The organism is Steroidobacter cummioxidans (genome assembly GCF_003104955.1).
In genome coordinates, this window is record NZ_LSRW01000021.1 from 12,949 (window position 1) to 39,933 (window position 26,985).

The following is a 26,985-nucleotide window of genomic DNA, read 5'->3' on the forward strand; positions in this document are numbered from 1 at the left end:
TTTCAGAACCTGAGCATGTTCGCGGCCGCGCGCGCGCGAGGCTGGAGCGGCACGATCTCATTCAATAGATCCAGCGTGCGTCGTGCGGTTTCCTTCCAGGTCAAAGTTCGTGCGCGCTGCAGCCCCAGTTCGCGCAGACGGTGGCGCAGCGGCTCCGAAGTCGTCACTTGGGTGAATGCACGCGCGATGTCGGCTTCGTTGCGTGGATTGACCAGGAAAGCCGCACCCCCAGCGATCTCCGGCGCCGAACACGTATTGGGCACGATGGCGGGACAGCCGCATGCGAAGGCTTCCACGATGGGAATGCCGAAGCTCTCGCACAGCGTTGCGAGCACGAAACATTCTGCCAGCTGATAAGCGAGATGCAGTCGTTGGTTCGGTACGAAGCCCAGAAACTGCACGTCCTTCAAGTCCTCATCTGAGAAGTCCCGCGACCTGAGATATTCCTCCACATGGCGCCCGACGACGGCCAGCGGCAAGTTGCCGCCCTCGCGACGGTAGCGTTGGTAGGCGCGCAGCAACGTTTCGTTGTTGCCGCCGGGGTATATTCGAATCTGCCGTTGTGCGCCATGGAGAACGCGGGCGACGGTCAGGATGAAACGCTCCGGTAGGCGATACTCGGCGCGAAACTCTGCGAGTGCGCGCTCGTCGCGTTGCGGAGTGAAATTCGCACCGACACCGGCATAGCTCACCACGGATTTACGTACGTTGATGCGAGTGCAGTGGGCGAGATCGTCGAGCGTCGTCTGCGAGATAGCCAGCGTGCGGGTCGCTTTCCAGCTGTATAGAGGCAGCATCAAGCGGATATATATATTGTCCCACCACGGATAGTTCTGCGGGTTGATGTACCAATCCGAGCCCTGCTGCACGAATACGCAAGGCCGGCGCGTGAACAGCGGCAGTGAGAATTTCGGATTGAAGATCAGATCCGCGCCGAATTTGCGAGCCGCGCGGGGTACGCGCACTTGATCCCAGTAGAGCTTGCTGCGCCCGGGCATCACTTCCACCTGCGCGTTACTGAAATCGCGAAACAGATCCTGAGACTTCGCAGACTCGAGCAGGATGATATAGAGCGTCTCGGGGTCCGCTTTGAGCATCTCGCGCAGCAGATACTGTCCATAGATACCGAGCCCATCCTTCTGGTCCACCAAGCGAGCCATCACTGCGATCGTTCGCTGTGTCATGGCCTTCAGCCCTCGTGTCGACCAACCTCAATGTGCCAGGTGTTGAACCGTATCGAACCCCGCTACTTTGCGACGTAGGGCACCGAGGATGCTGGCGCGCTGTTCCCCGGGCAAAAACTGCAGCCAATCGGATTTCAGTCGGCCGTACACCGGCAGTGGCAGACGGGCGCGATGCCGCTCGGCGCCATAGTCCATCGCGACGCCAAAGGCTGTCCGGAAGCCGTGGTGTCGGGCCAGTTGCATCGAACGTGTCGAGCCCAGACTCCAGGGATAGGCGATGCAGTCAGGGGCGTAGCCGAGATGCCGCTTGAACTGCTCGCGGCAGATCTCGAATTCGGACGCGATCAAGTCATCGAATGCGGCTGCATCCATGTATTGACCGGAGGCGCGTCGTGCGTGCTCGACGAAGTGGTCTTCGAGTTCCGCGCGCCAATCCGGTCGCGCAAAGAATTCGGCGCCGCCATTGTTGTCGACGAAATCGCGACAGGCGAGAGTCACATCGCCGTTTTCCAGATAGCGGCCTTGGGCCGACAGCAGCGGGGCGGCTCGATACACCGGTGTGCCCAGATCAGGCTTGCCCAACTCGTCCTGGCCGTCGATGCAGCGAATGGGCCAGTCATAGATATCGAAGCGCGCCAGTGCCGTCGGGTTCGTGAAGTCCACCACCTGCGCCGACGTGGCCACGAGCGCATGGCGATGTGCGTGCGATTGCACGTCCACACGACCTGATTCGGCACAGGCGCGCAGTTGCTCCCAGGACATGAACAGATCATCCTCGGCGTATTGCGCAGGCTGCATCCAATACGACGGCGCAAATAGCACGGCACGGGCATCGAATTGATGGAGCAGCGGCAAGGCCACCTCGCCGAAACTCTTGCGCGCATCATCGAACGTCAGCAGCACGCAGCGCTGGGGCCGGGTTTTTCGTTCGCGCGCGGCCAGATATTCATCCAAGCCGAGCGTGCGGTAGTGATTCCTCTGCAGGAACTCCAGATCGCGCGCGAACACATGCGATTCAACGTCGTGATAGATGAAGACGGGAATTTCGTGCTGCGCGAGCGGTAAGCCGAAAACGAAGCCCGGATAACGGGTCCGCGAGATCCGCGCCAAGGTCCGCATGATTCGTCCGAACCCACTCATGCACCCGCCTCCCATGAGGTTCGTCGCGACTGTCGCCGCCGGCTCGCCAGGTTTGGATTTATGCTCCGCCACGCCATCAGCGGCGTGCTCGGGCGTGGGTATCAACGCCGTCCAGGGAAGCAAGTTCCGGTAGCCGCGGGCGTCATGTCCCGCCCATTTCCGCAAGACTCGGAGTGTGCGGGTGCCTGATTCGGCTTAGGCTTGCGAACAAGTGATTCAGCAGGGTTCGACGAACATGGCGGCTTCGGTTGCAGGCAAGGTCTGTGAGGTGGCGAGCGGTGGACTGCTCGATCGCATTGCTGCGATCGATTGGCAGCGCGTCTCGGACGAACTGGGCACGCAGGGTCATGCGATTATTCCCAGTCTGCTGCAGCCGAAGCAGTGCTCGATGCTCGCCGGTCTGTACGCGGCGCAGGATCTGTTTCGCAGTCGCGTCGTCATGAGCCGTCATGGCTTCGGCCGCGGCGAGTATCAGTATTTCAGGTACCCGCTGCCAGACGTGATCGCTTCATTGCGCAGCTCGCTGTATCCGCATCTGGCTGCCATCGCCAATCGGTGGAATGAGTTGCTGCGCAGTGAGGAGCGATTTCCCAGCGAGCACGGCGAGTTCATTGCCCGTTGTCACGCGGCCGGGCAGTTGCGGCCGACGCCGTTGCTGCTGCAGTACCAAGCGGATGACTACAACTGTCTGCATCAAGACTTGTATGGAGAGCATGTATTTCCACTACAAGTCGCCGTGCTGCTGTCGCAGCCTGGCCGGGATTTCACCGGCGGTGAGTTCGTGCTCACCGAACAGCGGCCGCGAATGCAGTCGCGGGCGGAGGTGGTGCCGCTGGAGCAGGGCGATGCGGTGGTGTTCGCGGTTCACCATCGACCGGTGCAAGGAACGCGAGGGATCTATCGCGTGAACATGCGGCACGGCGTGAGTCGCCTGCGTTCAGGGCACCGGCACACGCTTGGCGTCATCTTTCACGACGCCACTTAGATCATTACGCGGCCGCTGCTGGACGATTGCTGTCTTTGAGCACGGCCTTCGCCGCCGCCGGCTCGACTGTTTCGCCAGCTTCACGCGCGATTGCGCACAGCAAGCGGACGGCATCGCCCGGCTTCTTATCCGTGCCGGCGGCGAGCTTGAGTTTGTGATGTTCGAAGGTGGCGCGAAGTCCTTCGGCCGCGATTCGAAGGGCGTCGTCAGCACCGCCTTGCTTCATTTCAGCGGCAACCGCGTCGGCAGCCTCGCCGGCGCGCGTCAGCCAGTCCAGCGCTTGCGTGCTGGGCGGACGGGCCAGAACTGGCGAGCCGTACAGTTTCGTGCCCAGGGCATCGAAGGCCTTGCGCTCGATAGCCGTTGCCTTGCCGTTGTTCGCTTGCTCCAGCCACTCGGCGAGCGCGCTGGCGTGCTTATGGAATGCGCGCAGCGACTGCCGCACCTCGGCCTGGGCGTCCCCGATCCGCAGGGCATGCTCGCGCCGATAGCGCTTGGCGAGGCCGGCGACATGCTCGACGAAGTCGTCGGCGTCCTTGATCTCGCGAGCGACCGACTCCAGGCGCCTGGCGATCTTGACGACCTTGGCCGGGGCAGCCTCCTGCCGGGCGGACGGAGCAGGGCGGTGCTGGGCGGAGGACTTTGACTTGGCAGGCATGGCGGAGCGGTTCGGCTGCATAGGAAGCCGCTATTCTGCACCAAGCCCGCCGGATGTTGTTAAGCCGTGGTCCGACAGTAGCTATTGATGAAGTCCTGGTGCTTGGGCAGCCGGGCCACCGTCTGGGCGACGCTCGCCCTGAGGCCATTGAGTACCCGCGCAAGCTCGTGCTCCTGCATGCCACGGGGCAGCGGATGGTAGTGCTTGGGCACGATCCCCTGACCTAGTAGTACCTGGATCCAGGAGTCGACGCGGAACAGCTCGCCGGCATCCTGATAGGCGTGGGCGCTTTCCTTGAACATCTCGATGCGCTGGGCGAGAGACTCGGGGATATCCATGTTCCGGCAGTAGCGCCAGAACGGCGAGTCGTCGCGCTCGGTGGTGTGATAGTGCAGGATGATGAAGTCGCGAATCTTCTCCATCTCGGCGCGCGACTCTTCGTTGAATCGATCGACCAGCGGCTGGTTCACGCCATCGAAAGGAAACAGCTGCATCAGGCGGGTCGCCGCGGTCATGATCACGTGAATGCTGGTGGATTCCAGCGGCTCGACGAAGCCGCTGGATAAGCCGATGGCGACGACGTTCTTGTTCCAGGTCTTGCGCCGGCGGCCGGGCTGGAACTTCAAAGTGAACGGCGCTCGCACCGGATTGCCATTGACGGCCTGCAGCAGCTTTTGTTTGGCATCGTCATCGGACAGGTATCGACTGCAGTACACCAGCCCATTGCCCATGCGATGCTGCAACGGAATCATCCAGCGCCAGCCGGTTTCGTGCGCAAACGCGCAGGTATAGGGATTCGGTGGGCCGGTGATTTCCGTTTGCACGGCCGCGGCGCTATCGCAAGGCAGCCAGTGGGACCAATCTTCGAAGCCGGTGTGCAATGTTTGTTCGATCAGCAGGCCACGGAAGCCGGTGCAATCGATGAACAGATCGCCAGGGATGACCCGCTCCGAGGCCAGCGTGAGCGACTCGACGAAACCTGTCGTCGGATGCTGCTGGACGGATTTGATCTTGCCCTCGACGCGTTTGACGCCGCGATTCTCCGCGAAGCGCCGCAGGAAGCGCGCATACGCAGTGGCATCGATGTGAAATGCGTAGTTGATGTCGGACTGCGGCGAGGTGCCAAAGCGGCCCTGTTTTGCCGCGAGCCACTCGACGCAATATTCGCCGAGCTCCGAGTTCATGCCCGAGCGCAGGCCATGCAGCCAGAAGTGATGAAACTCGCACAGCCAGGTGGGCTGGCCATGACGGCCGAAGGGATGGATATAGCGGTCGCCGATCTGGCTCCAGTTCTCGAACCAGATACCGAGCTTGAAGGTGGCCGACACGCTGCGCATGAATTCCTGCTCATCGATGCCGAGCAGCTGATGAAAGACGCGGATCGGCGGCACGGTCGACTCGCCGACGCCGATGGTGCCGATGTCGTCCGATTCGATCAGGGTGATGTCGAGCAGTTGACCGAGCTGGTGCGACAGGGCGGCGGCGGTGACCCAACCGGCAGTGCCGCCGCCGGCGATGACCACTCTCTTGATCGGCGTCATGATCGCTCCAGATCAACGATTCAAATTGTTGAGCAGCATGGCCCGGATGCGGCGCGCGCTGCTGTCATCCATGGGCCCCAGGGCGCCCCGCGCCTGCTCGGGCAAATGCTCGCCAGCCTGCTCGGCACGGCCGAACACGTAGTAATCGAAAATGCTCTGCCATGCGCGCTTCTCGCGTTCCGGCCGGTCGCGCAAGGCCCACAACGCGTGATACAGCGCGTTCATCGGCGACGGCATGAACTTTGGCGCCGTGCTCCACCAGTAATTGATCAGCGTATTGAAGGGACTCAGCGCTTCGACGTGATGCCACCACAGACTCGGAATGAACACGGCATCGCCTGGCTCGACGTCCACCGACTGGCCCGCGGCCAGGGCCTCCCGGAAACGCGGAAAGCGCTCGAAGTCCGGATTCGAGAAATCCACCAGGCTCACGGCCTGGCCGCCGGGGGTGGGCTCGAGCGGACCTGGATACAAGTTGCCGATCTGCTCGGGCGGAAACAGGGTGAAGCGACGTCGACCGACCGCACAGCACGCGAGATTGTTGGGCGCATCGTAGTGGCACGAGGCAATGGTGCGATTGCCTATCCAGATGCTGGCCAACGGTTCGTAGCCATGCGCGGCAAACGCTACATCGTTGTCTCGTCGCAAGCCCGGCAGGCACGCATCGATGGTCGTCGAGGCGATGTAGTTGGTCGGCGGGTGCTCGTCCTCGAGATGTTTCTCGATGTCCATCAGCACGTGATCGAGGGGCGCGCGCTGACTGAGGAAGTTCAGTTGGGTGTAGTCGTCGTTGTAAAACAATCGACCTTTTATCTGCGGATCGCCGCGCGAGGTGCCAACTGTCTTGCCGTTATAGAAGGAGCGCAGATAGTTCATCGCCTCGTGATGCGAGCGCAGGCCGGCCTGGACCAGCGGCCACTGCGCGATCAGCCCTCGCAACACGACCGGCTCGTCGCCGGCCAATAGGTCCTCGAGCGGCAGTGTTTCGGCCGTGTAGCCGTGCAGCTCGCGGGTGCGCTTCGGTGTGCCGGTCATGATGCGGCGGCCACCCCCGCCAATTGGCGCCGGCGCCGATGCTTCATATCGATCAGCTTCTTCATGTTGTTGAGCGAGGCGATCACCAGGAACGCACCCTGCAAGAACCCGGCGCTGTTCAACTGGAACAGGGCCTCGCCACTCAAGGTGCGCAGCTTTTCCTCGCTGATGGTGTATAGCCCGCGCAGGTTGAATTGCTCCTCGGCGCTGAACTTGATCTCCACATTCACCGGCTCGATCAGCTGGTGCGCGCTGAAGGCTTCGAACATCGCCTTGCTGACAGCGAGCCCCTGATGAATGCCCTGGAGGATGTCGCTGATGCGATCGAGGTATCGCGTGTTGCCCCCCTGCGGCAGGAACACCGGCTCGCCTTCGGTGGTGCTGACGCGCGGGCTGTCCAGATCGACGTGGATTACCGGTTCCCTGCGCGACTCGCCGTCCACATCCTGGTTCTGGAAGCCGATTAGAAACGGTCCCCGCGCGACGATGCCTGGGATGTAGGCAGCGTTCCAGCCGTTCTCGTCGAGGAATAAATTCTCGTCCTGCTGAAAACCGAGCAGGGCGATGGATTGGAACTCGCCGCTGTGCGGATCCTTGCGGAAGAAGATCGGATACTCCCGCTGCACATCCCCATATTCGGTGGGGAAGGTGAGTACCGTTCCAAGGTTGTCGCCGAGCTCGGCGCCATGCCGAGCGATCACCCGCAAATCCTTGTGGGCGACGTTATTGAGCATCACGTGCCTGGCCAAGACTTCCCCCAACATCGACCTCGAGCCCCAGGCATCCTGCCACGAGCGCGAGGCGGCCGGATACATCTGTCGTATCCGGCCGCCCGATCGGCTTAGAACTTGTAACGCGCGCCCAGTGCGTAACGCGCTCCCTGGTCTTCCAGATACCAGGGTTGATTGACGGAGCGGCCGTGCCAGCGCACGTCTTGCTCGGTCAGGTTCAGGCCCTCGAAGGACACCGTGAGGTGCTGGTTGACCTCGTAGCCGATGCTCAGGTCGATCTGGTAGTACTCCTCGACGTACTCCGGATTGCGGAAGTTGCCGCGGTTGGTGTTTTGCAGGAACTCATCGCGCCAGTTGTAGGCCAGGCGCACCTGGAAGCCGTAGTTCTCGTACATCAGGATCAGGTTGGCCGAGTCGCTCAGGCCGAGCAGGGCGAACTGGTTGACGTTCGGATCGCCGGCGTCGTTGAAGCTCACGTCACCCTTGACGATGGTGTAGTTCGCCTGAATGCCGAAGCCGCTGCGGCCGAAGAAGTGCTGTCCGCCGAACTCCCAGCCGTAGATGTTGGCATCCTTGTTGTTGACCGGGCTGGTGACGTTGAACTGATACTCCGGATCCGAGGCATTCGGGTACAGGTCGTACTGAGTGGCAAAGGCCAGATGCTGTGCTTCGGTGCCGTTGAAGTTCGCGGCGCCGCCGGTCCAGGTCACGCCTTTGGAATCGGTGAACGTCTCGTCGGGATGCTCCATCATCGCCATCATCACGAACAGATTGGTGTCGTCCGTGCCGAAGCCTCGACTTCGCAGTTCCTCACGCGCCGCCAGGGCGCGTTGACCACCGGTTTGATCGGTGATGCCGAACAGACCTCGCGTAGTCACTTCCTGACCGATGAAGTTCGCCACCTTCTTGTGGAAGAAGCCGGCCGACAGGTAGCTCGCATCGGCGAAGTACCATTCGACCGACAGGTCGATGTTATCGGATTCCAGCGGCTGCAGCTGCGGGTTCGCTTCGTTCGCCGTCGGGCGCATGCCATTGAGCGTCGAGCCTTGTGAACCGACCAGCTCGATCGCGGCGCGCAGCTGGTTGTATTGCGCGCGGGCGATGGTCTTGCTGTACGAGAAGCGCGCTTTGACGTTGTCCACCACCTCGATGTCGAAGTCCAGGTTCGGCAGGAAATAGTCGTAATCGTTCTTTTCCTTGAGTGTCACCATGGTGACACCCTGCCACACGGAGAAGTCGTTGTTGTCTTGCCAGATCAGGCCGCGCGGCTGGAGCTGGTTGGACACCGATTCCACGTCGGTCTGCTCGTAGCGCACGCCCACCAACAGGTTGGAGCGCCGGTTGAACAGATCGAAGCGCATGCCGTACTGAACGTACGCGGCGTTGCTGTCTTCGGAAATGGTGTGGTCCTGATTGAAGGCCGGGTTGTACTCGAGCACGCCGTTGGTCTGAGTCGCGTCACGCCACACGCCGTAGTTCGGGTTCTGGACGGCCCACTGCGCCAGTGCATTGGCGTTGCCCTTCCAGCCGGAACGCGGCGCGCCCCCGGTGGCGAAGTCGTTGAACTGACCGACCAGGCTGAAAGCCTGCAGCAGATTGGGCGGCAGTTCGCCCGGGCGCGCCACGCCCCAATCGCCCAATGTCATTTGCGCGTTAGAAGCACGCTGGCGAGACTCCATCGCGCGGGTCTCGATGCCGAATTGCACGCGGCTGTCGTTATCGAACTTGAGGTTGCCATCCAGGCGCGCCTGCGTGATATCGCTGGTCTGTTCCTGATAGTTGATACGCAGGTACTGGCTGCCCAGGTCGGCGGTCGTGAACGCGTAGTTCGGATCGCCGCTGCCGTCCGTCGGTGCGGCTGTCGTCGGATCTCGAAAGAGCGTGCGCTGCGCGATCGGCAGGCCATTGTTGAACCGGAACGTTTGCACGAAGCGATTGGTGCAGAGATTCTGGTTGGGCTCGGCGGCGCAGGTGCTCGGCACGCGGGCCGCGAAGCTGAAGAGCGTTTCGCCGCCGCCGGTGATCGGATCGTCCGGCAAGCTCTCGGCCTTCGAGTCATGCAGGTCCAGGGACAACGAGAAGTTGTCGGTGACGTTCCACGCGGCGTTGAAGCCGATCGACTTCAACTCGTTCCTCTGCTCGCGATGCTGCTGCTCGAAGCCGAAGTCCTTCGAAGTGCCTTCGTCTTCCTGCAGCAGCAACGGGGTCGCGACCGCGTGGCCCGTGTCGAAATCGACCAGGCTATAGCGGTTCGCGTTCATCCAGAGCGTCTGGTCGCCGCGATCCTCGGTCAGGTTGTTCTCCGCGTACGTGTAGTCGGCGGTGAGCGTGAGGGTGTCGGTCGGGGCGAACTGCACGGTCAGCTGCGCGTTGGTGCGCTCGCGTTCGCGATCGGAGAAGTGATAGCGGATGTCGTTCGGAATCGCGTACAGCGAGCCTTCCGCCGGCGCATTGAGGATGACCGCGTTCGGAGCGAAATTCGTCGTCTGGTCGCCGGGCGTCCAACGCCGGATGTTCCAATCGTTGATGGTGGAGCTGGAGGAGCCGCTGTCGCGCTTCTGATAGCTTGCGGACAGGCCGACGCCCCAGGTCTTGTCGTCATTGGCGAAGCTGAAGATGCCGGAGACTTCCGGGGTGATGTCATCGCCGGTGCGATTGGTAGTGTCGGTCACCGCCTTGATGCCGACGTTCATCACCGGCTCGGCGTTGTCGAACGGCCGCGCGGTGCGGACGTTCAGCGTGGCGCCGATACCGCCGGTGGCCTGGTCGGCGCGGCCGGTCTTGTACACCTCGATGGCACTGATGCTTTCGCTCGCCAGATTCGAGAAGTTGAAAGCGCGCGACTGGCCGGCGATGCCGCCGTCACCTGAGTTGCCGCCGGCAAACGCATCGGCTGCCGGCATGGTGCGGCCATTCAACGTCACCATGTTGAATTGGGCGCCGAAGCCGCGTGCCGTCACTAGTGCGCCTTCGCCGTTGCGACGGTCGATGGAGATGCCGGTGATACGTTGCAATGATTCGGACAGGTTGCTGTCCGGAAACTTGCCGATGTCCTCAGCGCTGATGGCATCGATGACGCCGATCGCCTCGCGCTTCATATCCATCGCGGTTTCCAGGCTGGCTCTCATGCCGGTGACGACCACTTCCTCGAGCTCGGACTGAGCGGGCGAAGTGGCATTTTGCGCGGCAGCCTGCTGGGCGCTCGCGGCTTGTAGAGGCGCAACCGAAGCCAGCGCCGCGGCTATGGCTACCGCGAGCGTGTTATTTCTCATCATATCGAGTCCCCCTGATTAACGAACGTCGATCAATTCACTGACTGAAAGTGGCTCCATCGGTGTGGGCGAGGGCGCAGATACCGCTACCATCGCCGTTGAATGCTCGTGCGCTCATGCCTCTGCTCAATGGCTGTGTGGCAGCAGGAGAAAGTGACGCGCAGTTACACGCTGGCTGTACGAGTCAGCCGGCATGGAAAGATCGATACGGATGAATGGCCCTGCAGACGGGGCGCAGCGGTCAGCGGCGGTGAAGCGTGACATCGCTGTCAATTCGCGGTGCTCGTGTTGTCGTTCCGCCCTGTACGACACGTGTATCCCCTGGTGATACCGCTATCATTCTTGGCCAATACGATGATCCAGTCGCCGGCGGTTTGCAACACTTATTGCAACATTGTTGGCGAGCGGTGGTCATGGCGACTTCCAGCCGTGGTTTGACAGTTCTCGGGGCTCGAATCGCAAGTCTCGGGATTTGCTGGAGGTATGACCTGGGGCACAGTTCGCGGTCGTGGCCGGAACGACGACGCAGCCGTGGTTAATTTAGCGTTGCCGCGCGTCCACTGGCGGTACAGAATGCGCCGCCTTTTTACCGATACGGAATGATCATGACTGACGCTGCTGCCGCGCCCGCCGCGCCTTTGCCGATGTTTTATAAGAACCCCGTGCCATTGGAGCCGGCTCGCCACGGGCAGGCTGGGTTGAAGTCGGGGGCTGACTTTCGCTTTGCTGCCAACACCAATGCCATCCCGCTGACTGCCAGCGAGATGCCGCATGCGGCGCGCACCTATCCAATCGTGTTTTCGATCAACGCCCCGACCGTGCCGTTCGCGGTGGTCGGTCTGCGCGACAACGAGAATCTGTTCGTCAACGCCGAAGGCGTGTGGCGCGACGACAGCTACATTCCGGCTTACGTGCGCCGTTATCCGTTCATTTTCTCCGAAGTCCCCGAGCAGCAGCGCCTGGTGTTGTGCATCGATGAGGCCGCTGCCAATTTCGAGGCGACCTCGGCGCAGCCGCTGTTCGTCGATGGCAAGCCGACCGAGGGCCTGCAGCGTGCGCTGCAGTTCAACGAGACTTTCCAGGCGCATTACATGGATACGCGCAGCTTCGGCGAATGGCTCGACCAGAACAACATGCTGGAAGACCGCACGGCTCGCGCCGATATCGGTGGCGGTCAGACGTTCACCCTGCGTGGTTTCAAGCTGCTGAACACGGAGCGCGCCCGCGCGCTGGAAGATGCGCAGGTGCTCGAGTTGCACAAGAAGGGCTGGTTGCCGCTGCTGCATTTCCATCTGCAGTCATTGCAGAACTGGGGATTGCTCGGCCATCTGACGCGTACGCGTACGGGCGCTCAGCCTGCCTGATCTGCGGTTCACCGCAAGCTCTGCGCGGTCGAGGACCCGGCCGCGCAGAATGATCCTCAAGTTTATGTAGGCGTGTCCCAACGTCAGGTCCGGGCTTGCGACGAGCGTCGCAGGCAAAGACGGGCGGCTTGGCTAGCATCCGGGGCTTTGCGACAGCTGCAAGCGGGTAGGCCATGGGTGCGCTGACGGAAGACCAAGCCAAGTCGTATATCGTCAAGCTATTGACGGCCATGAGCCAGGCGGGTGGCTCGGATCTGTTCGTCTCCAAGGACTTCCCGCCCTCGATGAAGCTGCAGGGCTCGATGAAGCCCATGACGAACCAGAAGCTCACCGGCGAGGTGACGCGTGCGCTGGCGCACTCGCTGATGAACGAGAAGCAGCGCGAAGAGTTCGCCCGCGACCTGGAATGCAACTTCGCCATCTCCCTGCCGGGCGTGGCGCGCTTCCGTGTGAACGTGTTCGTGCAGCAGCAGAACGTCGGCATGGTGATTCGAACCATCGCCAACGACATTCCCGATCTGGCCAAGCTCGGTCTGCCCGAGACGCTCAAGGACATCATCATGACCAAGCGCGGTCTGGTGCTGGTCGTGGGCGCGACCGGTTCCGGCAAATCCACCTCGCTGGCGGCGATGATCGATCATCGCAATCGCACCTCACCGGGTCACATCGTCACGGTGGAAGATCCAGTGGAGTTCGTGCATCAGTCCAAGCAGTCGCTGATCACCCACCGTGAGGTGGGCATCGACACGCACTCCTGGCACAACGCGCTGAAGAACACGCTGCGTCAGGCGCCGGACGTGATTCTGATCGGCGAGATCCGCGATACCGAAACGATGGAGCATGCGATCACGTTCGCGGAAACCGGCCACCTGTGTCTGGGCACGCTGCATTCCAACAGCGCCAACCAGACACTCGATCGCATCATCAATTTCTTCTCAGAGGATCGCCGCAAGCAGTTGCTGATGGATCTCTCCAGCAACCTGCGCGCCATCATCTCGCAACGTCTGGTACGTACCGCCGATGGCAAGGGTCGTCGGGCCGCCGTCGAGATCCTGCTGAACACGCCGATCATCGCGGACAAGTTGCTCAAGGGCGAATTCCACGAGATCAAGGCCATCATGTCCAAGTCTCAGGAACTGGGCATGCGTACTTTCGATGCGTCGCTGTTCGAGCTGTACAACGAAGGCGTGATTTCGTTCGACGAAGCCATCCGCAACGCGGACTCGGCCAACGAGCTGCGTTTGAACATCAAGCTCAATGGCCGCCCGCAGACGGCCGAGACGTTGTCGCTGGCGCCAAGCGAGCCCGAGAAAAAGGACGACGCCGCGGCGGCTTAACCGCTTCGTATCACTGGTGTATGGTGGACGCCAGCGCCGCTCGGAACCCGCTTTTCCGGTGCGCGTTCCACACCAATGAAGACAGTCACCGGTACGTTGATCACCGCCAGGGAAGCCGACAGCGCTGAGCGCACCAAGCGATTGCGCGCGCTTGCCTGGCTGATGGACAACTCCATTCCGCTGCCCGGCGGCTATCGCATAGGCCTGGATCCCATCATCGGCCTGGTGCCCGGACTGGGCGATGCCATCGGCGCATTGATCTCGGCTTACATCATCAATGAAGCCCGTGGCATGGGCGCGCCCCGTAGCGTGCTGCTGCGGATGATGAGCAATGTGATGATCGATACCATCCTCGGCGCCATTCCGTTTGCCGGCGATGTTTTCGACGCCGCTTACAAAGCCAACACTCGCAATATCGCGCTGCTCGCCCGCTATCAGCTCGACCCCGCCGGCAGCCAGCGAGGCAGTCGCTGGTTCGTCGCGGGATTCTTTCTATTGCTGACCTTGATGGTGCTGCTCTTGATCGCCATCCCGGTGCTGGTGATTTACGGCATCGTGCAGCTGTTCTAGGTTCAGACCAGCCGAACGTCCACTCCTTGCGCGCGGATGGCTTCGATGCATGCCGCGTCCGCGCCGCTGTCGGTGATCAGAATATCCATTTGATCTACCGGGGCGATCACCGAAAGATTTCGCCGCAGCAGTTTGGATGAGTCCGTGACCGCGACGACGCGCTGCGAAATACGGATCATCTGCGCATTCAACTGAGCTTCCAGCACGTACGGAGTCATCAGTCCGATCTGCGGATCCAGGCTGTCGACGCCAAGAAACAGCAGGTCGGCATGCAGCGTGCTCAGTGCCTGCTCGGCCTGCGGGCCGGACAGGGAGAATGACTTCTGGCGCAGTACGCCGCCGGGAATGATCACGTTCACGTGCGAGGAGTTCGCCAGCAGCACCGCGATATTCAATGCGTTGGTGATGACGTTGATCGACGCGAGCTTCAAGGTGCGGATCTGTTTCGCGATCTCAGCAGTGGTCGTGCCCGAGTCCAGAATGACGGTCTCGCCATCCCGGATCAGCTCGGCCGCGGCCGCGGCGATCCTCACTTTCTCCGCGCGATGCAATGTTTGTTTGACGTCGATCGGCAGTTCATCGCTGTCGCCGCGGGGCAGGGCACCGCCATGCGTGCGAACCACGACGCCCATCTGTTCGAGCGCCGTCAGGTCCGTACGAATGGTCACGGCTGAGACGCCAAAGCTGTCCGCGAGCTCGGCGACCGTGCCTTGAGTGTTCGTCTCGATGAGCGAGCGAATGCGTCGGCGACGCTCTTCCATCGACAGCGCGCCGGCGCCTTTCTTGGGTTTGGTCATGGTTGCGTGAGATGGGTAAATGGCTTTCGTTTCAGTCGTTAACGAAAGCATAACCCATTAATTCTTGCGGTCAAATTAAAAACGAAAGTAAACGAAAGTTTCTTGTGCTTTCGAAATCCGTCGCATAGGATGGCAGCGCCTGGCCAAAGAAACATGCGGTGGAGCCCATGTCTCACACATATAAAGCCGTCTCTCTCGCTCTGCTCGGCGTCACGCTCGGCGCTGCGGCGCTGGCCCAGGAAACCCGTCAGGGATCCTCCTCGGATCAGCTCGAAGAAATTGTGGTTGNTGGTGAACCGGCACGCGCGCGGCGCTCGTCGAATCGCTGGACCGTAAACGTGCAGCGCTGGTCGTGCAGGACTCGATCGTCGCCGAAGACCTGGGGCGCTTTCCCGACGATAACGTTGGCGACTCGCTGTCTCACATCACCGGCATAACCTTGCAACGTACCCGCGGCGGCGAAGGACAGTACGTCAACGTGCGAGGGCTCGGTCCCGAGTTCAGCATCGTCACATTGAACAATCGCATCCTTGCGACCGAAAGCGACGGCCGTGAGTTCGCGTTCGATGTATTGCCCTCGGAAATCATCGCGGGCGCGGACGTGTTCAAGTCCGCCAACGCCGTCAACCTCGAAGGCAGCATTGGCGGTGCGGTCAATCTGACTTCGGCCCGACCGCTCGATCGGCCCGGGTTGCGCACGTCGCTATCGGTCAAAGGCGATTACAACGACCTGTCCGAGAACTCAGGTTACAAAGTCAGCGGCGTGTTCAGCGATACCTTTGCTGAGGACCGCATGGGCGTGCTGCTCACGGCGGTCTATCAAGACACCAAGGTGCGCTCGGACGCCGTGCACGAGTTCTATATCACGCCGGATTCGCCCGGCGAGTTCGATGCCAATGGTGACGGCGAGATTTCAGACGCCGAGAGTGAGCTGCTCGGCCTGTGCTGTACCAGCTTTGGCACACGCATCCAGCAACGAAAGCGCTCCGGCGTCACGGCCGTGTGGCAATGGCAGGTCAATAGCTCACTTCAGATGACCGTGGACGGCATGTTCACTCGACTGGATGCACCGACCGTCGGTTACCACCAGTCGTACTACGTCGAGGACTCCATCCTCGATGAAGAGACGGGCCTGCATCGCTGGAGCGATGTGAGCATTCGCGATCACTGGGTCACCGGCATGAGCATCGACCAGCTGGTGCCGGAGGTTTCCACGATCACCGAGCATCGCGTCGTCGACACCACGCAGTTCGGCTGGAACGCGGTCTGGCAGAGCACGGACAACCTCAAATTTACGTTCGATGCGTATCGTTCCAAGGCTGAGCGCGACTCGGGCGGCAAGAATACGTGGATGGTGTCCGGCATCGGCGGGCATCACACCGGCCGGGTGGCTATGCGCAATGGCGGCCTGCCGAACATCAGTGTGACGTTGGAAGATGGACGCGATCTTGCGACGGCACTGCAGAGCGGGGCGCTGGGCGATGCCGACTACGGTCTGCATTACATCGGTCTGTCGGGGACGGACCTGACCGATGAAGTGACAGGCCTTTCCATTGCCGGCGAACTGAAGCTCGAGTTCGGCGCGCTGCAGACCTTGCAGTTCGGCGTCGCCAGCACCGACCGTAACAAAGTACGCAAGACCATCGAGAACGACACCAACGGCGGCTCGTGCCAGTACTGCAACATGTACGACACGACCTTCGAAAGTCTCGGGGCGCATGTCGTGCGGCCCGTGTCCTTGCCAAATTTCATGCGCAACGCCGGCGGCAGTTATCCGCGCCGTTTTGTATCGATCGAGGCCAGCTCGTATCTGAATGCGCTGCGCGCGCTCGATGGCCAGCCCATCCTCGATGAGCACGGTGATCCCACCGGTGCCGTGTTCGATTCGTCATTGACGGCACCGGAATTCAATCCGGTGCAGTCCTATGACGTGGACGAAGAGACCACCGCGCTATATCTGAACGCGAACTTTCGCGGTGACAAGTGGTTCGCGAGCGCCGGCGTGCGATGGGTGTCGACGGATACGACAGCCAGGACCGCCGTCGACAGCATCGAGTTCGTCGACGATCCGACGCCCCAGATCCCCACCTCCAGCCCCACTGTCACCTACAGTCCCGCCGAGCCGCTGACGCAGAAGGGCAGCTATGACAAGTTCCTGCCAGCGTTCAATGTAGGTTACTGGCTGCGCAACGATCTGCTGTTGCGTGTGGGCGCCGCGAAGGTGATGGCGCGTCCCTCGCTCAATCAGCTTGCGCCCACGCGGATCGACAACACGCTCGATCGCACTTATCTCGTGATCTATGACGGCAATGCGGATCTGCAGCCAGTCGAGGCCGATCAAGCAGACCTGTCGGCGGAGTGGTACTTCGCCGGCAAGTCGGTGCTGAGCGGGGCTGTGTTCTGGAAGCACATCACGAACTTCATCACTACCGAGCTGCAAGAGAACGTCGACATCGGCGTCGTCGGCAACATCGGCGGTGCCGGCGAGGCGCCGGTGCTGTACGACGTGAGCCGTCCGATCAACGGCGACAAAGCCAAGGTGCTGGGCGTCGAGCTGGGGCTGCAGCACTTCTTCGACAACGGCTTCGGCATGCGCGCCAACTACACGTACACCGATACCAAGGCCTATGTCGGTGGCGTGCACGTCGGTCCGCTCGAGAATGTTTCCGAATCGGCATATTCCCTCGCGCTGATGTTCGAGAACGAGCGCTGGGACGTGCAGCTCGCGGCCGATTACAGCGGCAAGTACACCGAAGTCAGCGATTCGGTCGCCGACCGCTCGCAACAGGTCGAGCCCATCACCTGGGTGACGGCGTCGGTGGCCTACAAGATCACCGATGGATTGAGCGTTTCTCTGGAAGGCCGCAACCTGCTCGACGAATATTACGTCGCCTATCTCGGCCGCCGCGACATGCTGGCTGGCTTCGAGACCTGGGGACGCTCGTATCTGTTGGGCGCTAGCGCGAAATTCTGACGGGGAGTGTTTGTGGTCAAGCAAAAACAACCACGCCGTAGCGTCGACCTGACCTGGATGCTCGCGATCCTAACGCTAGTGTTTGCCACGGCTTCGCCAGCGTCGCAGCCGGCACCTCGTAGCAACGGTCTGGCGCAAACGCCGCCGATAGGCTGGAGCAGCTGGAACAACTTCGGCGATGACATCGACGAGCAGATCGTCATCGAGACCATCGATGCCATGATTGGCAACGGAATGCGCGACGCCGGCTACGTGTTCGTCAACCTGGATGACGGCTGGCAGCGCTACAAGGGTGCGCGTCGCGATCATCCGCTCGAATACGATCCGAAGAAGTTCCCACGCGGCATCAGCTATCTGGCGGACTATGCCCATCAACGCGGCATGAAGCTCGGTATCTACTCCGGGCCGGGGCAGACCACGTGCGCCGGCTACACGGGCAGTGAAGGGCACGAAGCCGAAGACGCCAGGATGTTCGCCAGCTGGGGCGTCGATCATCTGAAGTACGACAGCTGCTGTTCACACCGGGACGCGCCCAAGGAAGAGCTGCAAAAAATCTTCCGGAGCATGTCGAATGCATTGATGTCGCAGCAGCGCGGCATCGTGCTGCATGCCTGTCATTGTGGCTGGGGCGATATCTGGGAATGGGCGGCGGCGCTCGGCATCAATCATTGGCGCATCGGGCAGGACATCTCCGATGACTTCAACTATCCCGGCAACCGTGAGCAATATTACTTCGACGTGCTCGATCAGCTGGATCGCGGCGTCGGTCTGGAGAAGTACGCAGGCCCGGGCCACTGGAACGATTACGACATGCTCATCGTCGGGCTCGACGGCAAGAGCAAGCAGCTGGTCGGCACGGGTGCGTCCAACATCGAGTACCGCACTCACTTCAGCCTGTGGGCGATGGTGTCCTCGCCGATGCTGGTGGGCGCGGACGTGCGCAAGCTCGATCAGTATTCGCTGGCGACGCTGACGAACCAGGAGATCATCGCGCTCAATCAAGATTCCGCCGGCAACATCGCCCACAAGGTGCGCGACGACGGCGATCTCGAAGTGTTCGCCAAAGAGCTTGCCGATGGCAGTCACGCCGTCTTGCTGCTCAATCGAGGCGCCGCGACTGCAACGATGACTTTCAGTCCGCGGGCGGACCTGCAAGTGCCGATGGATCGCTACAGCATCCGCGATCTTTGGGCGCACCGCGACCTCGGCACGTACGACATTCCGTTTACGACCGAGGTGCAGAGTCACGAAGCGCGCGTGTTTCGCATTCGTCAGCTGGCAACCAGCGCGAATGGTCGCTCCGTCAGCGACGCAGCCGAGCAAGAGTCGGCGCAATGAAACCCTGGCTGCTCTATGCGTTGACCACGCTGCTCCTGTGGGGAGTGTGGGGTGCATTGGCCGGACTGCCGAGCGCCAACGGCGTTCCCGAGACACTGAACTACGTCGTCTGGTCGCTGACGATGATTCCCCCGGCGCTGGTGGTTTTGAGTCGCAGCGGTCAGCCGTTACTGCGTGATCGCCGTTCGGTGACATTGGGCCTGGCCATTGGCCTGCTCGGAGCGGGCGGGCAGCTGGTGTTATTCCACGCGGTGCGGATCGGACCGCCGTATCTCATCTTTCCCATCATCTCGTTATCGCCGGCGCTCACGATCGCCTTGTCATTCGCGCTGCTGCGCGAGCGCACGGGCTTGCTCGGTTTGGTAGGAATCGTGCTCGCGCTGTTGTCGCTTCCCTTGTTTGACTATCGTGCCGATGGCGAGGTGGCTGCATACGGCAGTTGGTTTGCAATGGCGCTCGCGGTGCTGGCGGCGTGGGGCGTGCAGGCATACGTGATCAGGCTGGCCAATGCGAGCATGGACGCGGCGAGCATCTTCTTCTACATGATGTTGAGTGGTTTGCTGCTCAGCCCCGTGGCGCTCGCCATGACGGATTTCTCGCAACCGATCAACTACTCCTTCGATGGTCCGGGCCTGGCGGCGGGCATTCAACTGTTGAATGCCATTGGTGCTCTCACGCTCGTGTATGCGTTCCGCTTCGGCAAGGCCATCATCGTTTCGCCGCTGGTGAATGCCGGCGCGCCGTTGTTGACGGCGCTGCTGTCGCTGGTACTCGCGGGTGCGATGCCGGGCCCCTACAAGGTGGCGGGGATCGCGCTGGCGCTCACTGCGGCGTTGCTGTTGGCCGTGCAGCCCGAGGAGTCGGCGCAGCGATGAGAACGTTGCTCGACATCGTGGCGCGGCATAAGCGAGGAGAGCATGCGGGGGTTTACTCTTTGTGCTCGGCGCATCCACGCGTCATTGAGAGCGCGATGCGAGAGGCGAGCGCTTGCAACGCGCCGTTGCTGGTCGAGGCCACGTCGAATCAGGTCAATCAATTCGGCGGCTATACCGGCATGACGCCGGTCGACTTCCGGGGCTTCGTGCTCGATATCGCGAAGCAAGTTGGCTTCCGCGAAGCAATGCTGTGGCTGGGTGGCGATCATCTCGGCCCCAATGCCTGGCGGCATGAGCCGGCGGACGTGGCCTTGGTGAAATCTGCCGAAATGATTCGGCAATACGTCGCGGCGGGCTTTCGGAAGATTCATCTCGATTGTTCCATGGCGTGCGGCGGCGATCCCGAGCCCTTGCCCGAAGCCATCATCGCCCGGCGGGCGGCGCGGCTTTGTGCGGTCGCCGAGAACACCTGGCACGAGGCGGGCGGCGAGCCGCCGGTGTATGTGATTGGCACCGAAGTGCCGGTACCGGGCGGTGCAACTGAATCTCTCGGGGAGTTGGCAGTCACCAGCCCCGATGCGGCTGGCGCGACCATCCGGGCTCACCAGGCGGCATTTGCCGACCTTGGCCTGGATGCAGCCTGGTCGCGGGTCATCGCTTTGGTGGTCCAGCCCGGCGTCGAATTCGATCATCACAAGGTGATCGACTATCGACCCAACAAAGCGCAGGCCCTGAGCGCCTTCATTGCCGGCGATCGGCAGTTCATTTTCGAGGCGCATTCCACCGATTATCAGACGGCGCCGAATCTCGAGGCGCTGGTGCGCGATCACTTCGCGATCCTCAAGGTGGGGCCGGGCGCTACCTATGCGCTTCGCGAAACGCTTTGGGGCCTGGCCGCCATCGCACACGAGTTGCCAGGCGGCGCCACTCAGGAAGACTTGCGTGCGACGGCACTCGAAGTCATGCGCAACGATCCTCGCCATTGGCGCAGCTATTACCACGACGCCGAGCGACAGACGCTCGACCTGCAATTCAGTCTCAGCGATCGCATTCGTTACTACTGGCCGCATCCTCGGGTGAAGCAGGCCTCTGAGTCGCTGCTGATGCGACTCAGAGGCGTCACGTTGCCGCTCACGCTGCTGAGTCAGTTCTTACCTCATCAATACGAGGCAGTGCGTGCCGGCCGACTGCCGGCCGAGGTCGACGCGCTGCTCAACGAAGGCATCGCACTGGCGCTGCGTCCCTATATGCGCGCGTGCGGTGTGCCGGATTCTCAGGAGTAATAGTCAATGGCGACTGATTTTCCGGGCGTGGGGCAGGCAGAGCTGCAAGCCCGTGGCGCCGAATGGACGGCTCGCGAGATCGCGCAGCAACCGTCCGTCTGGCCGCAAGTTGAGCGGCTCGTGTCTGAGCAGCGCGCTCAGCTCGATCGATTCCTGCAGCCGTTACTGACCCAGTCTTCATTGCGTGTGGTGCTGAGCGGCGCGGGTACATCGTCGTTCATCGGCGATTGTCTCGTGCCGGCGTTGTCGGTTCGGTTGCAGCGTCGCGTCGAGTCGATCGCCACGACCGATCTCGTCAGCGGTCCGCAGTTGCGCCTGCACAGTGACGTGCCGACGCTGCTGGTCTCTTTTGCGCGTTCCGGTAACAGCCCGGAGAGTGTTGCCGCCGTCGATTTCGCTGAACGCGCGGTGACCGACATCCATCATCTAATCATCACCTGCAACGCCGAAGGCGAGCTCGCGAAACGGGTGAGTGGCCTACGCAGCGCTCATTTGATCGTGCTGCCGGAGGCCACCAACGATCGCAGCTTTGCCATGACCTCGAGCTTTACATCGATGTTGCTGACGGCTGCATTGGCTTTCGGTGTCTTGCGGCCGCAGAGCGTGACGTCGGTGGCAAATGCCGCCACCAAGGTGTTACAACAGGCGTCGGCGGCTGCGCAGCGCCTGGTGAGGCGCGAATTTCAGCGGGTTGTGTATCTTGGTAGCAATGAGCTGCGATGGTTGGCTTCGGAGGCGGCGCTCAAGCTGCTGGAGCTGACCGACGGCAAGGTCGTCGCGTTGGCGGAGTCGACGCTGGGTTTCCGCCATGGTCCGAAGACGGTGATCAACGACAAGACGTTGGTGGTCGTGATGGTCGCGAATGATGCGTACACGCGTGCTTACGATCTGGACCTGCTCGCCGAGCTGCGGCGGGAGGCACGCGCCGGCGCTGTGCTCGCGCTCAGCGCGAGGCAGGATGGCTTGCCGGAAGGAGACAACGTGGTTTACGACGGCCTGCGCGAAAACAGCGATTTCGAGCTGGCCTTTGCGCACATCCTGGTCGCGCAGAGCTACGCGCTGTTGCAATCGTTGGCGCTCGGGCTGACACCGGATCGTCCGAATGCGGCGGGCGTGGTCAATCGGGTCGTGCAGGGAGTGACGATTCATCCTTGGTCAGAGCATAGAGAGCATGTTTCTCGGCGTTGATGGCGGCGGCACCAAAACGGCATACGCGCTGATCGAGGCGGGCGGTCGCATCCGCGCGCGGCATGTTGGTCCGAGCGTCAGTCATCTGGCCGAAGGATTTGCGCGAGCCACGGAATTGCTGATCGATGGCATCGGTACGACCCTGGCGCAGGCCGCTTGCACGCCGGGCGATGTCACCTTCGCGTTCGTTGGCTTGCCCGCTTACGGCGAAGATAGCGCGACGACTGCAACGATGGACGCGATGCCTGCGTCGCTACTCGATGTGAGCCGCTATCGCTGTGGCAACGACACGATCTGCAGCTGGGCAGGCTCTTTGGCTTGCGAAGATGGCATCAGTGTCATTGCGGGCACAGGCTCCATCGCATATGGCGAGTACGCCGGACGCAAGGCGCGAGCGGGCGGGTGGGGCGAGCTGATCGGCGATGAGGGCTCGGCCTATTGGATTGCACGCGAGGGATTGAATCTGTTCTCTCGCATGAGCGATGGTCGAACCACGCGCGGGCCGTTGTACGAGCTCGTGCGTGCTCGGTTCGGCATTGCGATCGACTTGGATCTGTGTGCACGCATCTATGGCGAGTCGGGCAGCGTGCGTAGCGTGTTTGCTCAGTTGGCCGTGCTCGTGCATGAAGCTGCTCAAGCGGGCGATGCGCAGGCGCTGGCAATCTTCGATCGGGCGGCGAAGGAATTGGTCGAGTGCGTGGCGGCCGTGCGCCGGTCGTTGGCTGTGCCGGTGGGCGACGTCGTGCCTGTATCGCACAGTGGCGGCGTGTTCAATGGCGCGATGTTCTCACGCGACGCTTTCCGCTCGGCGCTCGAGTCGGTGAACCAGGGATTTGAGTACCGTGCGCCGGTGTACACACCTGACGTTGGCGCCGCGCTGTATGCGGCGCAGCTCGCAGCGCAGCCGCTCGATGAATCAGCCAAGCAAACACTGAGGCAACAGTGCACGGCGTAGCATCAGTTCGCCGTTGGATGGCAGCGATCCTGCTGACAGTCGCGTTAACCGCCCACGCAGAGCAACCTCTTTATCAGGCCAGTGATTTTGCGAACATCGAGAAGATCGATACTCACGTCCATTTGCATGGACCGCTGCCGACGCTGCTGTCTCGCGCGAGCGCCGATAACTTTCGGCTGTTGACCATCAACGTCAACTACAGCGATTTTCCACCGCTGCCAGAGCAGCATCGGGATGCGCTGGCGCTGCGCGAAGCCTATCCCGACCGCGTGGCGTTCGCCACGACCTTCGATGCGGCCGGCAGCGATCAGCCGGGTTGGGAGCAGGGCGTAATGCGTCATCTGAGCGATGCACTCGCTGCGGGCGCCGTCGCGGTGAAAGTATGGAAGGATATCGGCATGCAGCAGCGTGACGCCGATGGCCGCGTCGTGATGATCGACGATCCGCGTTTCACGCCCATTTTTCGCATGCTCGAAGGGCAGGGCATCGTTGTGCTCGGTCATCTGGGAGAGCCACGTAACGCCTGGCTGCCGTTGTCGGAAATGACCATCAGCAGCGACCGTGAGTACTTCAAGACCCATCCGCAATATCACATGGCCACGCATGCCGAGTGGCCGAGCTATGAGCAGCAGATTGCGGCGCGCGATCGGCTGCTCGAACGTCATCCGAAGCTGCGGTTCGTTGGCGTGCACCTCGCGTCGCTCGAGTGGAGTGTCGATCGAATCAGCGAGTTTCTGAATCGTTATCCGAACACATCGGTCGATCTCGCCGCGCGTCTGTCACATCTGCAGCGACAAGCGAGCATTGAGCGCGACAAGGTGCGCCGCTTCTTCCTCCAGTTTCAGGATCGCATCCTGTACGCGACCGATATTGCTTGTCAGGGGCCGCAGGAGGACAGCGCCTGCGCGGCCCAGGCGGATGAGGCCTGGCGTGACGACTGGCGGTTTCTGAGTAGTGGCGATACGTTGCGATCGGCTGAGTTCGAAGCCCCCTTTCGCGGTCTGTCGTTGCCGCGTGACGTGATCGATAAGATCTACAGCGGCAATGCCCGCCGCCTGTTTCCGACGGCGTGGCCGAGCGCTGAACTACGCCTTCAATGACGTCGCAGTCACTGGCAACTTGCGCAGCCGCGTGCCGGTGGCGGCGAAGATAGCATTGGTCAGTGCCGGGGCAATCGCCGACGTACCGGGCTCGCCAATGCCGCCCGGCGCATCGTTGCTCTTGACCAGGTGCACCTCGATGGTGGGCGCCTCGTTGATCCGCATCACGCGATAGTCGGTAAAGTTGTTCTGTTGCACGCGGCCTTTGTCGAAGGTGACTTCGTTCCAGAGCGCGGCGCTCAGACCGAATACGACGCCGCTTTCGATCTGCGCGATGACCGTGTCTGGATTGACGATGTGCCCGCAGTCGACGGCGCATACGACGCGATGCACCTGCACCTCGCCATCCGCACCGACGGAAATCTCCGCGACCTGGCTCATGTAGCTGCCGAATGCGAATTGCACCGAGAGGCCGCGGCCCATGCGCCGTCCCTCAATGGCACTGAGCGGTTTGGACCATCCCGCTTTGTTGGCAGCGAGCTCGAGCACGCTGCGCATGCGAGGCTGGTTCTTCAACAGGCCCTGACGATAAGCCAGCGGATCCTGCTTGGCCGCCGCAGCCAGTTCGTCGATAAAACTTTCGACCACCCAGATGTTATGAGTCGCACCCACGCCGCGCCAGAACGCGGTCGGCACCGGCGACTCATGCCTCACATACTCGACGCGCACATTTGGAATGGCGTACGGCTGATCTTTGGCGCCTTCGACTGCGTCGCTGTCGATGCCGTTCTGGACGGCGGCCGGCGCGAAGCGCGCCAGGATGGAAGAGCCGGTGATGCGGTGAAACCACCCAACCGGCAACGACTTGTCGTCCAACCCCGCGGACATGCGATCAAGGTAGTAAGGACGATACATGTCGTGCTGGATGTCGTCTTCGCGCGAGTAAACCACCTTCACCGGGCCGCGTGCCTGTTTGGCGATTTCCACCGCCAGCGCAATGAAGTCAGTTTCCAGGCGGCGGCCAAAACCGCCGCCGAGATAATGATTGTGGACGCGCACTTTGTTGAGCGGATAGCCGGTGATCTTGGCGGCGACGCCTTGAGCGAGTGCGGGCACTTGGGTGCCGACCCAAAGCTCGCATAGCCCGTCGCGCAGATCGACGGTGCAGTTCACGGGCTCCATCGTCGCGTGCGCGAGATAAGGCATTTCGTAGATCGCTTCGACCTTACGGGTCGCAGCGCCAATCGCCTTGTCCGCCTGGCCATCGTTGCGAGCGACTGCGCCTGGTTTCTCCGAAGCGGCACGCAGGCCTGCGACCAGCGTTTGCGTCGTGAGCGTGGCGTTGGCGCCTTCGTTCCAAGTCGGCGACAGCGCCGCGAGTCCTTGCTTTGCAGCCCACATGTGATCGGCGAGCACCGCGACCGCATGATCGAGCTTGATGACCTGGCGCACGCCTTTGACTGCCATGGCCTGGTTTTCGTCGCCGGCTTGCAGCTTGCCACCCAGCACCGGAGAGATCGCGATCGCCGCGACACTCATGTTCGGCAATCTCACATCGATGCCGAAGCGGGCCTGACCATTGATCTTCTCGGGCGAGTCGAGCCGCTGGTGCGCCTTGCCGATGAGCGTGAAGTCCTTCGGTTGCTTCAGCGTAACCTCCTTGGGCACGGGAAGCTGCGCTGCGGCGTCGACCAGTTCGCCGTAATTGAGCGTTCGATTGCTGGCTTGATGAGTCACCACGCCATTGCGTGCGACACAGGTGCTGGGATCGACCTTCCATTGCTGTGCCGCTGCCGAGATGAGCAGGGTTCGCGCCGTCGCGCCGGCTTGCCGCAGAGGTGTCCAAGTGGCGCGAATCGACGTGCTGCCGCCCGTGACCTGGCCGCCCAGCAGCGGGTCGGCGTAGCGTGCGTTGTCTGCCGGTGCTTGCTCCAACTTGACCCGATCGAGATCGACGGCCAATTCTTCGGCGAGCAGCATGGGCAGAGAGGTGAATGTCCCCTGGCCCATTTCAACCTTGTGGATGATTAACGTCACGACCCCGGCGCGGTCGATCCGGATGAACGCATTCGGCGCCAGGCCGGCGGACTCCTGTGTCATCGCGCTGGTGGCCTGACCGACGACCGCTTCGGACGGTTTCTCGTTGCGCGGCTGTTCCGCGCCGAAGCCGGGCAACGCAAAGCCGAGCAGCAGACCACCGCTTCCTTGCAGAAACAGTCGCCGCGAGGTGCTCTGTTCGCTGAGTGAGCGGATCACTGCGTTCATGTCGCCTCCGCCGCACGCTTGATGGCAGTGCGAATGCGTCCATAAGTGCCGCAGCGACAAATATTGCCGGCCATGGCGGCGTCAATATCCGCGTCCGAAGGCCGAGGGTTGGTGACGAGCAGGGCAGCGGCCGACATGATCTGCCCGGACTGGCAGTAGCCGCACTGGGCGACGTCCAGCTCACGCCATGCGACCTGCACTTTGCGGCCCACGGGATCCTGGTCCAGCGCCTCGATCGTGACGATTTTCTTACCCGTGACCGCGGCGACCGGCGTGACGCACGAACGCGTGGGTTGGCCATCGACGTGCACGGTGCATGCACCGCAGGCGGCAATCCCGCAACCAAACTTCGTCCCGGTCAATCCGATGACGTCGCGGAGCACCCATAAGAGGGGCATGTCGGGTGGAACATCGAGGGTATGCGATTTGCCATTGACGGTGAGGGCGGGCATA

20 protein-coding genes and 1 pseudogene are annotated in these 26,985 nt (G+C 61.9%); 11 read left to right on the top strand and 10 right to left on the bottom strand.

Going from position 1 to position 26,985, the window contains the following annotated elements; genetic code table 11:
* Positions 1–2: 2 nt before the first annotated feature.
* Both D0550_RS12785 and D0550_RS12790 read right to left on the bottom strand, forming a co-directional pair.
* Entirely contained in the window at positions 3–1,184 is a 1,182-nt protein-coding gene (locus D0550_RS12785; protein WP_116809586.1) for a glycosyltransferase family 4 protein, read from the bottom strand.
* 27 nt (positions 1,185–1,211) lie between these two features.
* Complete coding sequence (locus tag D0550_RS12790; RefSeq protein ID WP_161965801.1) at positions 1,212–2,324, bottom strand: polysaccharide deacetylase family protein; 1,113 nt, start codon at positions 2,322–2,324, stop codon at positions 1,212–1,214.
* A gap of 235 nt (positions 2,325–2,559) precedes the next feature.
* Here D0550_RS12790 and D0550_RS12795 point away from each other — a divergent pair, with 235 nt between their 5' ends.
* Complete coding sequence (locus D0550_RS12795) at positions 2,560–3,309, top strand: 2OG-Fe(II) oxygenase (RefSeq protein ID WP_116809724.1); 750 nt, start codon at positions 2,560–2,562, stop codon at positions 3,307–3,309.
* A 4-nt stretch (positions 3,310–3,313) separates the two neighbouring features.
* Here the strand turns inward: D0550_RS12795 and D0550_RS12800 are convergent, their stop codons facing one another.
* The 5 genes from D0550_RS12800 to D0550_RS12820 all read right to left on the bottom strand — a co-directional run bounded on the left by D0550_RS12800 (position 3,314) and on the right by D0550_RS12820 (position 10,546).
* A complete protein-coding gene (locus D0550_RS12800) occupies positions 3,314–3,967 on the bottom strand; it encodes a hypothetical protein (protein ID WP_153067140.1) in 654 nt (217 codons plus the stop codon).
* Between the two features lie 59 nt (positions 3,968–4,026).
* The gene (locus tag D0550_RS12805; protein ID WP_116809589.1) at positions 4,027–5,508 is read right to left on the bottom strand and encodes a tryptophan halogenase family protein; all 1,482 of its coding nucleotides are present in this window, start codon (positions 5,506–5,508) and stop codon (positions 4,027–4,029) included.
* Between the two features lie 12 nt (positions 5,509–5,520).
* Positions 5,521–6,543 carry a cupin-like domain-containing protein gene (locus D0550_RS12810; RefSeq protein ID WP_116809590.1) on the bottom strand — a complete coding sequence of 341 codons (1,023 nt, stop codon included), beginning with the start codon at positions 6,541–6,543 and terminating at the stop codon, positions 5,521–5,523.
* On the bottom strand, positions 6,540–7,292 hold the full coding sequence (locus D0550_RS12815) for a SapC family protein (RefSeq protein WP_116809725.1): 753 nt from the start codon (positions 7,290–7,292) through the stop codon (positions 6,540–6,542). The genes D0550_RS12810 and D0550_RS12815 overlap by 4 nt, the downstream gene beginning before the upstream one ends.
* Before the next feature lie 92 nt (positions 7,293–7,384).
* Positions 7,385–10,546 (bottom strand): TonB-dependent receptor, encoded by a 3,162-nt coding sequence (locus D0550_RS12820; RefSeq protein WP_414717290.1) that lies wholly within the window; start codon positions 10,544–10,546, stop codon positions 7,385–7,387.
* Positions 10,547–11,151: 605 nt separating this feature from the next.
* Here D0550_RS12820 and D0550_RS12825 point away from each other — a divergent pair.
* From D0550_RS12825 to D0550_RS12835, 3 genes are all read left to right on the top strand, one after another.
* On the top strand, positions 11,152–11,910 hold the full coding sequence (locus D0550_RS12825) for a SapC family protein (protein WP_161965802.1): 759 nt from the start codon (positions 11,152–11,154) through the stop codon (positions 11,908–11,910).
* A 230-nt stretch (positions 11,911–12,140) separates the two neighbouring features.
* Positions 12,141–13,247: a PilT/PilU family type 4a pilus ATPase gene (locus D0550_RS12830; protein WP_241520798.1), complete on the top strand. Its 1,107-nt coding sequence runs from the start codon at positions 12,141–12,143 to the stop codon at positions 13,245–13,247.
* Between the two features lie 75 nt (positions 13,248–13,322).
* Complete coding sequence (locus D0550_RS12835) at positions 13,323–13,817, top strand: DUF4112 domain-containing protein (RefSeq protein WP_116809594.1); 495 nt, start codon at positions 13,323–13,325, stop codon at positions 13,815–13,817.
* 2 nt (positions 13,818–13,819) lie between these two features.
* Here the strand turns inward: D0550_RS12835 and D0550_RS12840 are convergent, their stop codons facing one another.
* The gene (locus D0550_RS12840) at positions 13,820–14,614 is read right to left on the bottom strand and encodes a DeoR/GlpR family DNA-binding transcription regulator (protein WP_116809595.1); all 795 of its coding nucleotides are present in this window, start codon (positions 14,612–14,614) and stop codon (positions 13,820–13,822) included.
* Positions 14,615–14,921: 307 nt separating this feature from the next.
* Here D0550_RS12840 and D0550_RS12845 point away from each other — a divergent pair.
* The 7 genes and pseudogenes from D0550_RS12845 to D0550_RS12875 all read left to right on the top strand — a co-directional run.
* Positions 14,922–17,588 (top strand): annotated as a pseudogene (locus tag D0550_RS12845) (TonB-dependent receptor); the annotation flags it as partial.
* A gap of 12 nt (positions 17,589–17,600) precedes the next feature.
* On the top strand, positions 17,601–18,926 hold the full coding sequence (locus D0550_RS12850; RefSeq protein ID WP_153067141.1) for a glycoside hydrolase family 27 protein: 1,326 nt from the start codon (positions 17,601–17,603) through the stop codon (positions 18,924–18,926).
* Entirely contained in the window at positions 18,923–19,801 is an 879-nt protein-coding gene (locus tag D0550_RS12855; protein ID WP_116809598.1) for an EamA family transporter, read from the top strand. The genes D0550_RS12850 and D0550_RS12855 overlap by 4 nt, the downstream gene beginning before the upstream one ends.
* The gene (locus D0550_RS12860) at positions 19,798–21,084 is read left to right on the top strand and encodes a D-tagatose-bisphosphate aldolase, class II, non-catalytic subunit (protein WP_116809599.1); all 1,287 of its coding nucleotides are present in this window, start codon (positions 19,798–19,800) and stop codon (positions 21,082–21,084) included. Before D0550_RS12855 ends, D0550_RS12860 begins: the two co-directional genes overlap by 4 nt.
* Before the next feature lie 6 nt (positions 21,085–21,090).
* Positions 21,091–22,272: an SIS domain-containing protein gene (locus D0550_RS12865; RefSeq protein ID WP_116809600.1), complete on the top strand. Its 1,182-nt coding sequence runs from the start codon at positions 21,091–21,093 to the stop codon at positions 22,270–22,272.
* Positions 22,256–23,227 (top strand): N-acetylglucosamine kinase, encoded by a 972-nt coding sequence (locus D0550_RS12870; RefSeq protein ID WP_174842492.1) that lies wholly within the window; start codon positions 22,256–22,258, stop codon positions 23,225–23,227. Before D0550_RS12865 ends, D0550_RS12870 begins: the two co-directional genes overlap by 17 nt.
* Before the next feature lie 17 nt (positions 23,228–23,244).
* Positions 23,245–24,327 (top strand): amidohydrolase family protein, encoded by a 1,083-nt coding sequence (locus D0550_RS12875; RefSeq protein ID WP_116809602.1) that lies wholly within the window; start codon positions 23,245–23,247, stop codon positions 24,325–24,327.
* On the opposite strand, the gene D0550_RS12880 is transcribed toward D0550_RS12875, so the two are convergent.
* Positions 24,313–26,532: a xanthine dehydrogenase family protein molybdopterin-binding subunit gene (locus D0550_RS12880; protein ID WP_116809603.1), complete on the bottom strand. Its 2,220-nt coding sequence runs from the start codon at positions 26,530–26,532 to the stop codon at positions 24,313–24,315. The genes D0550_RS12875 and D0550_RS12880 overlap by 15 nt on opposite strands.
* Positions 26,529–26,984 carry a (2Fe-2S)-binding protein gene (locus tag D0550_RS12885; RefSeq protein WP_116809604.1) on the bottom strand — a complete coding sequence of 152 codons (456 nt, stop codon included), beginning with the start codon at positions 26,982–26,984 and terminating at the stop codon, positions 26,529–26,531. The genes D0550_RS12880 and D0550_RS12885 overlap by 4 nt, the downstream gene beginning before the upstream one ends.
* Position 26,985 lies beyond the last annotated feature (1 nt).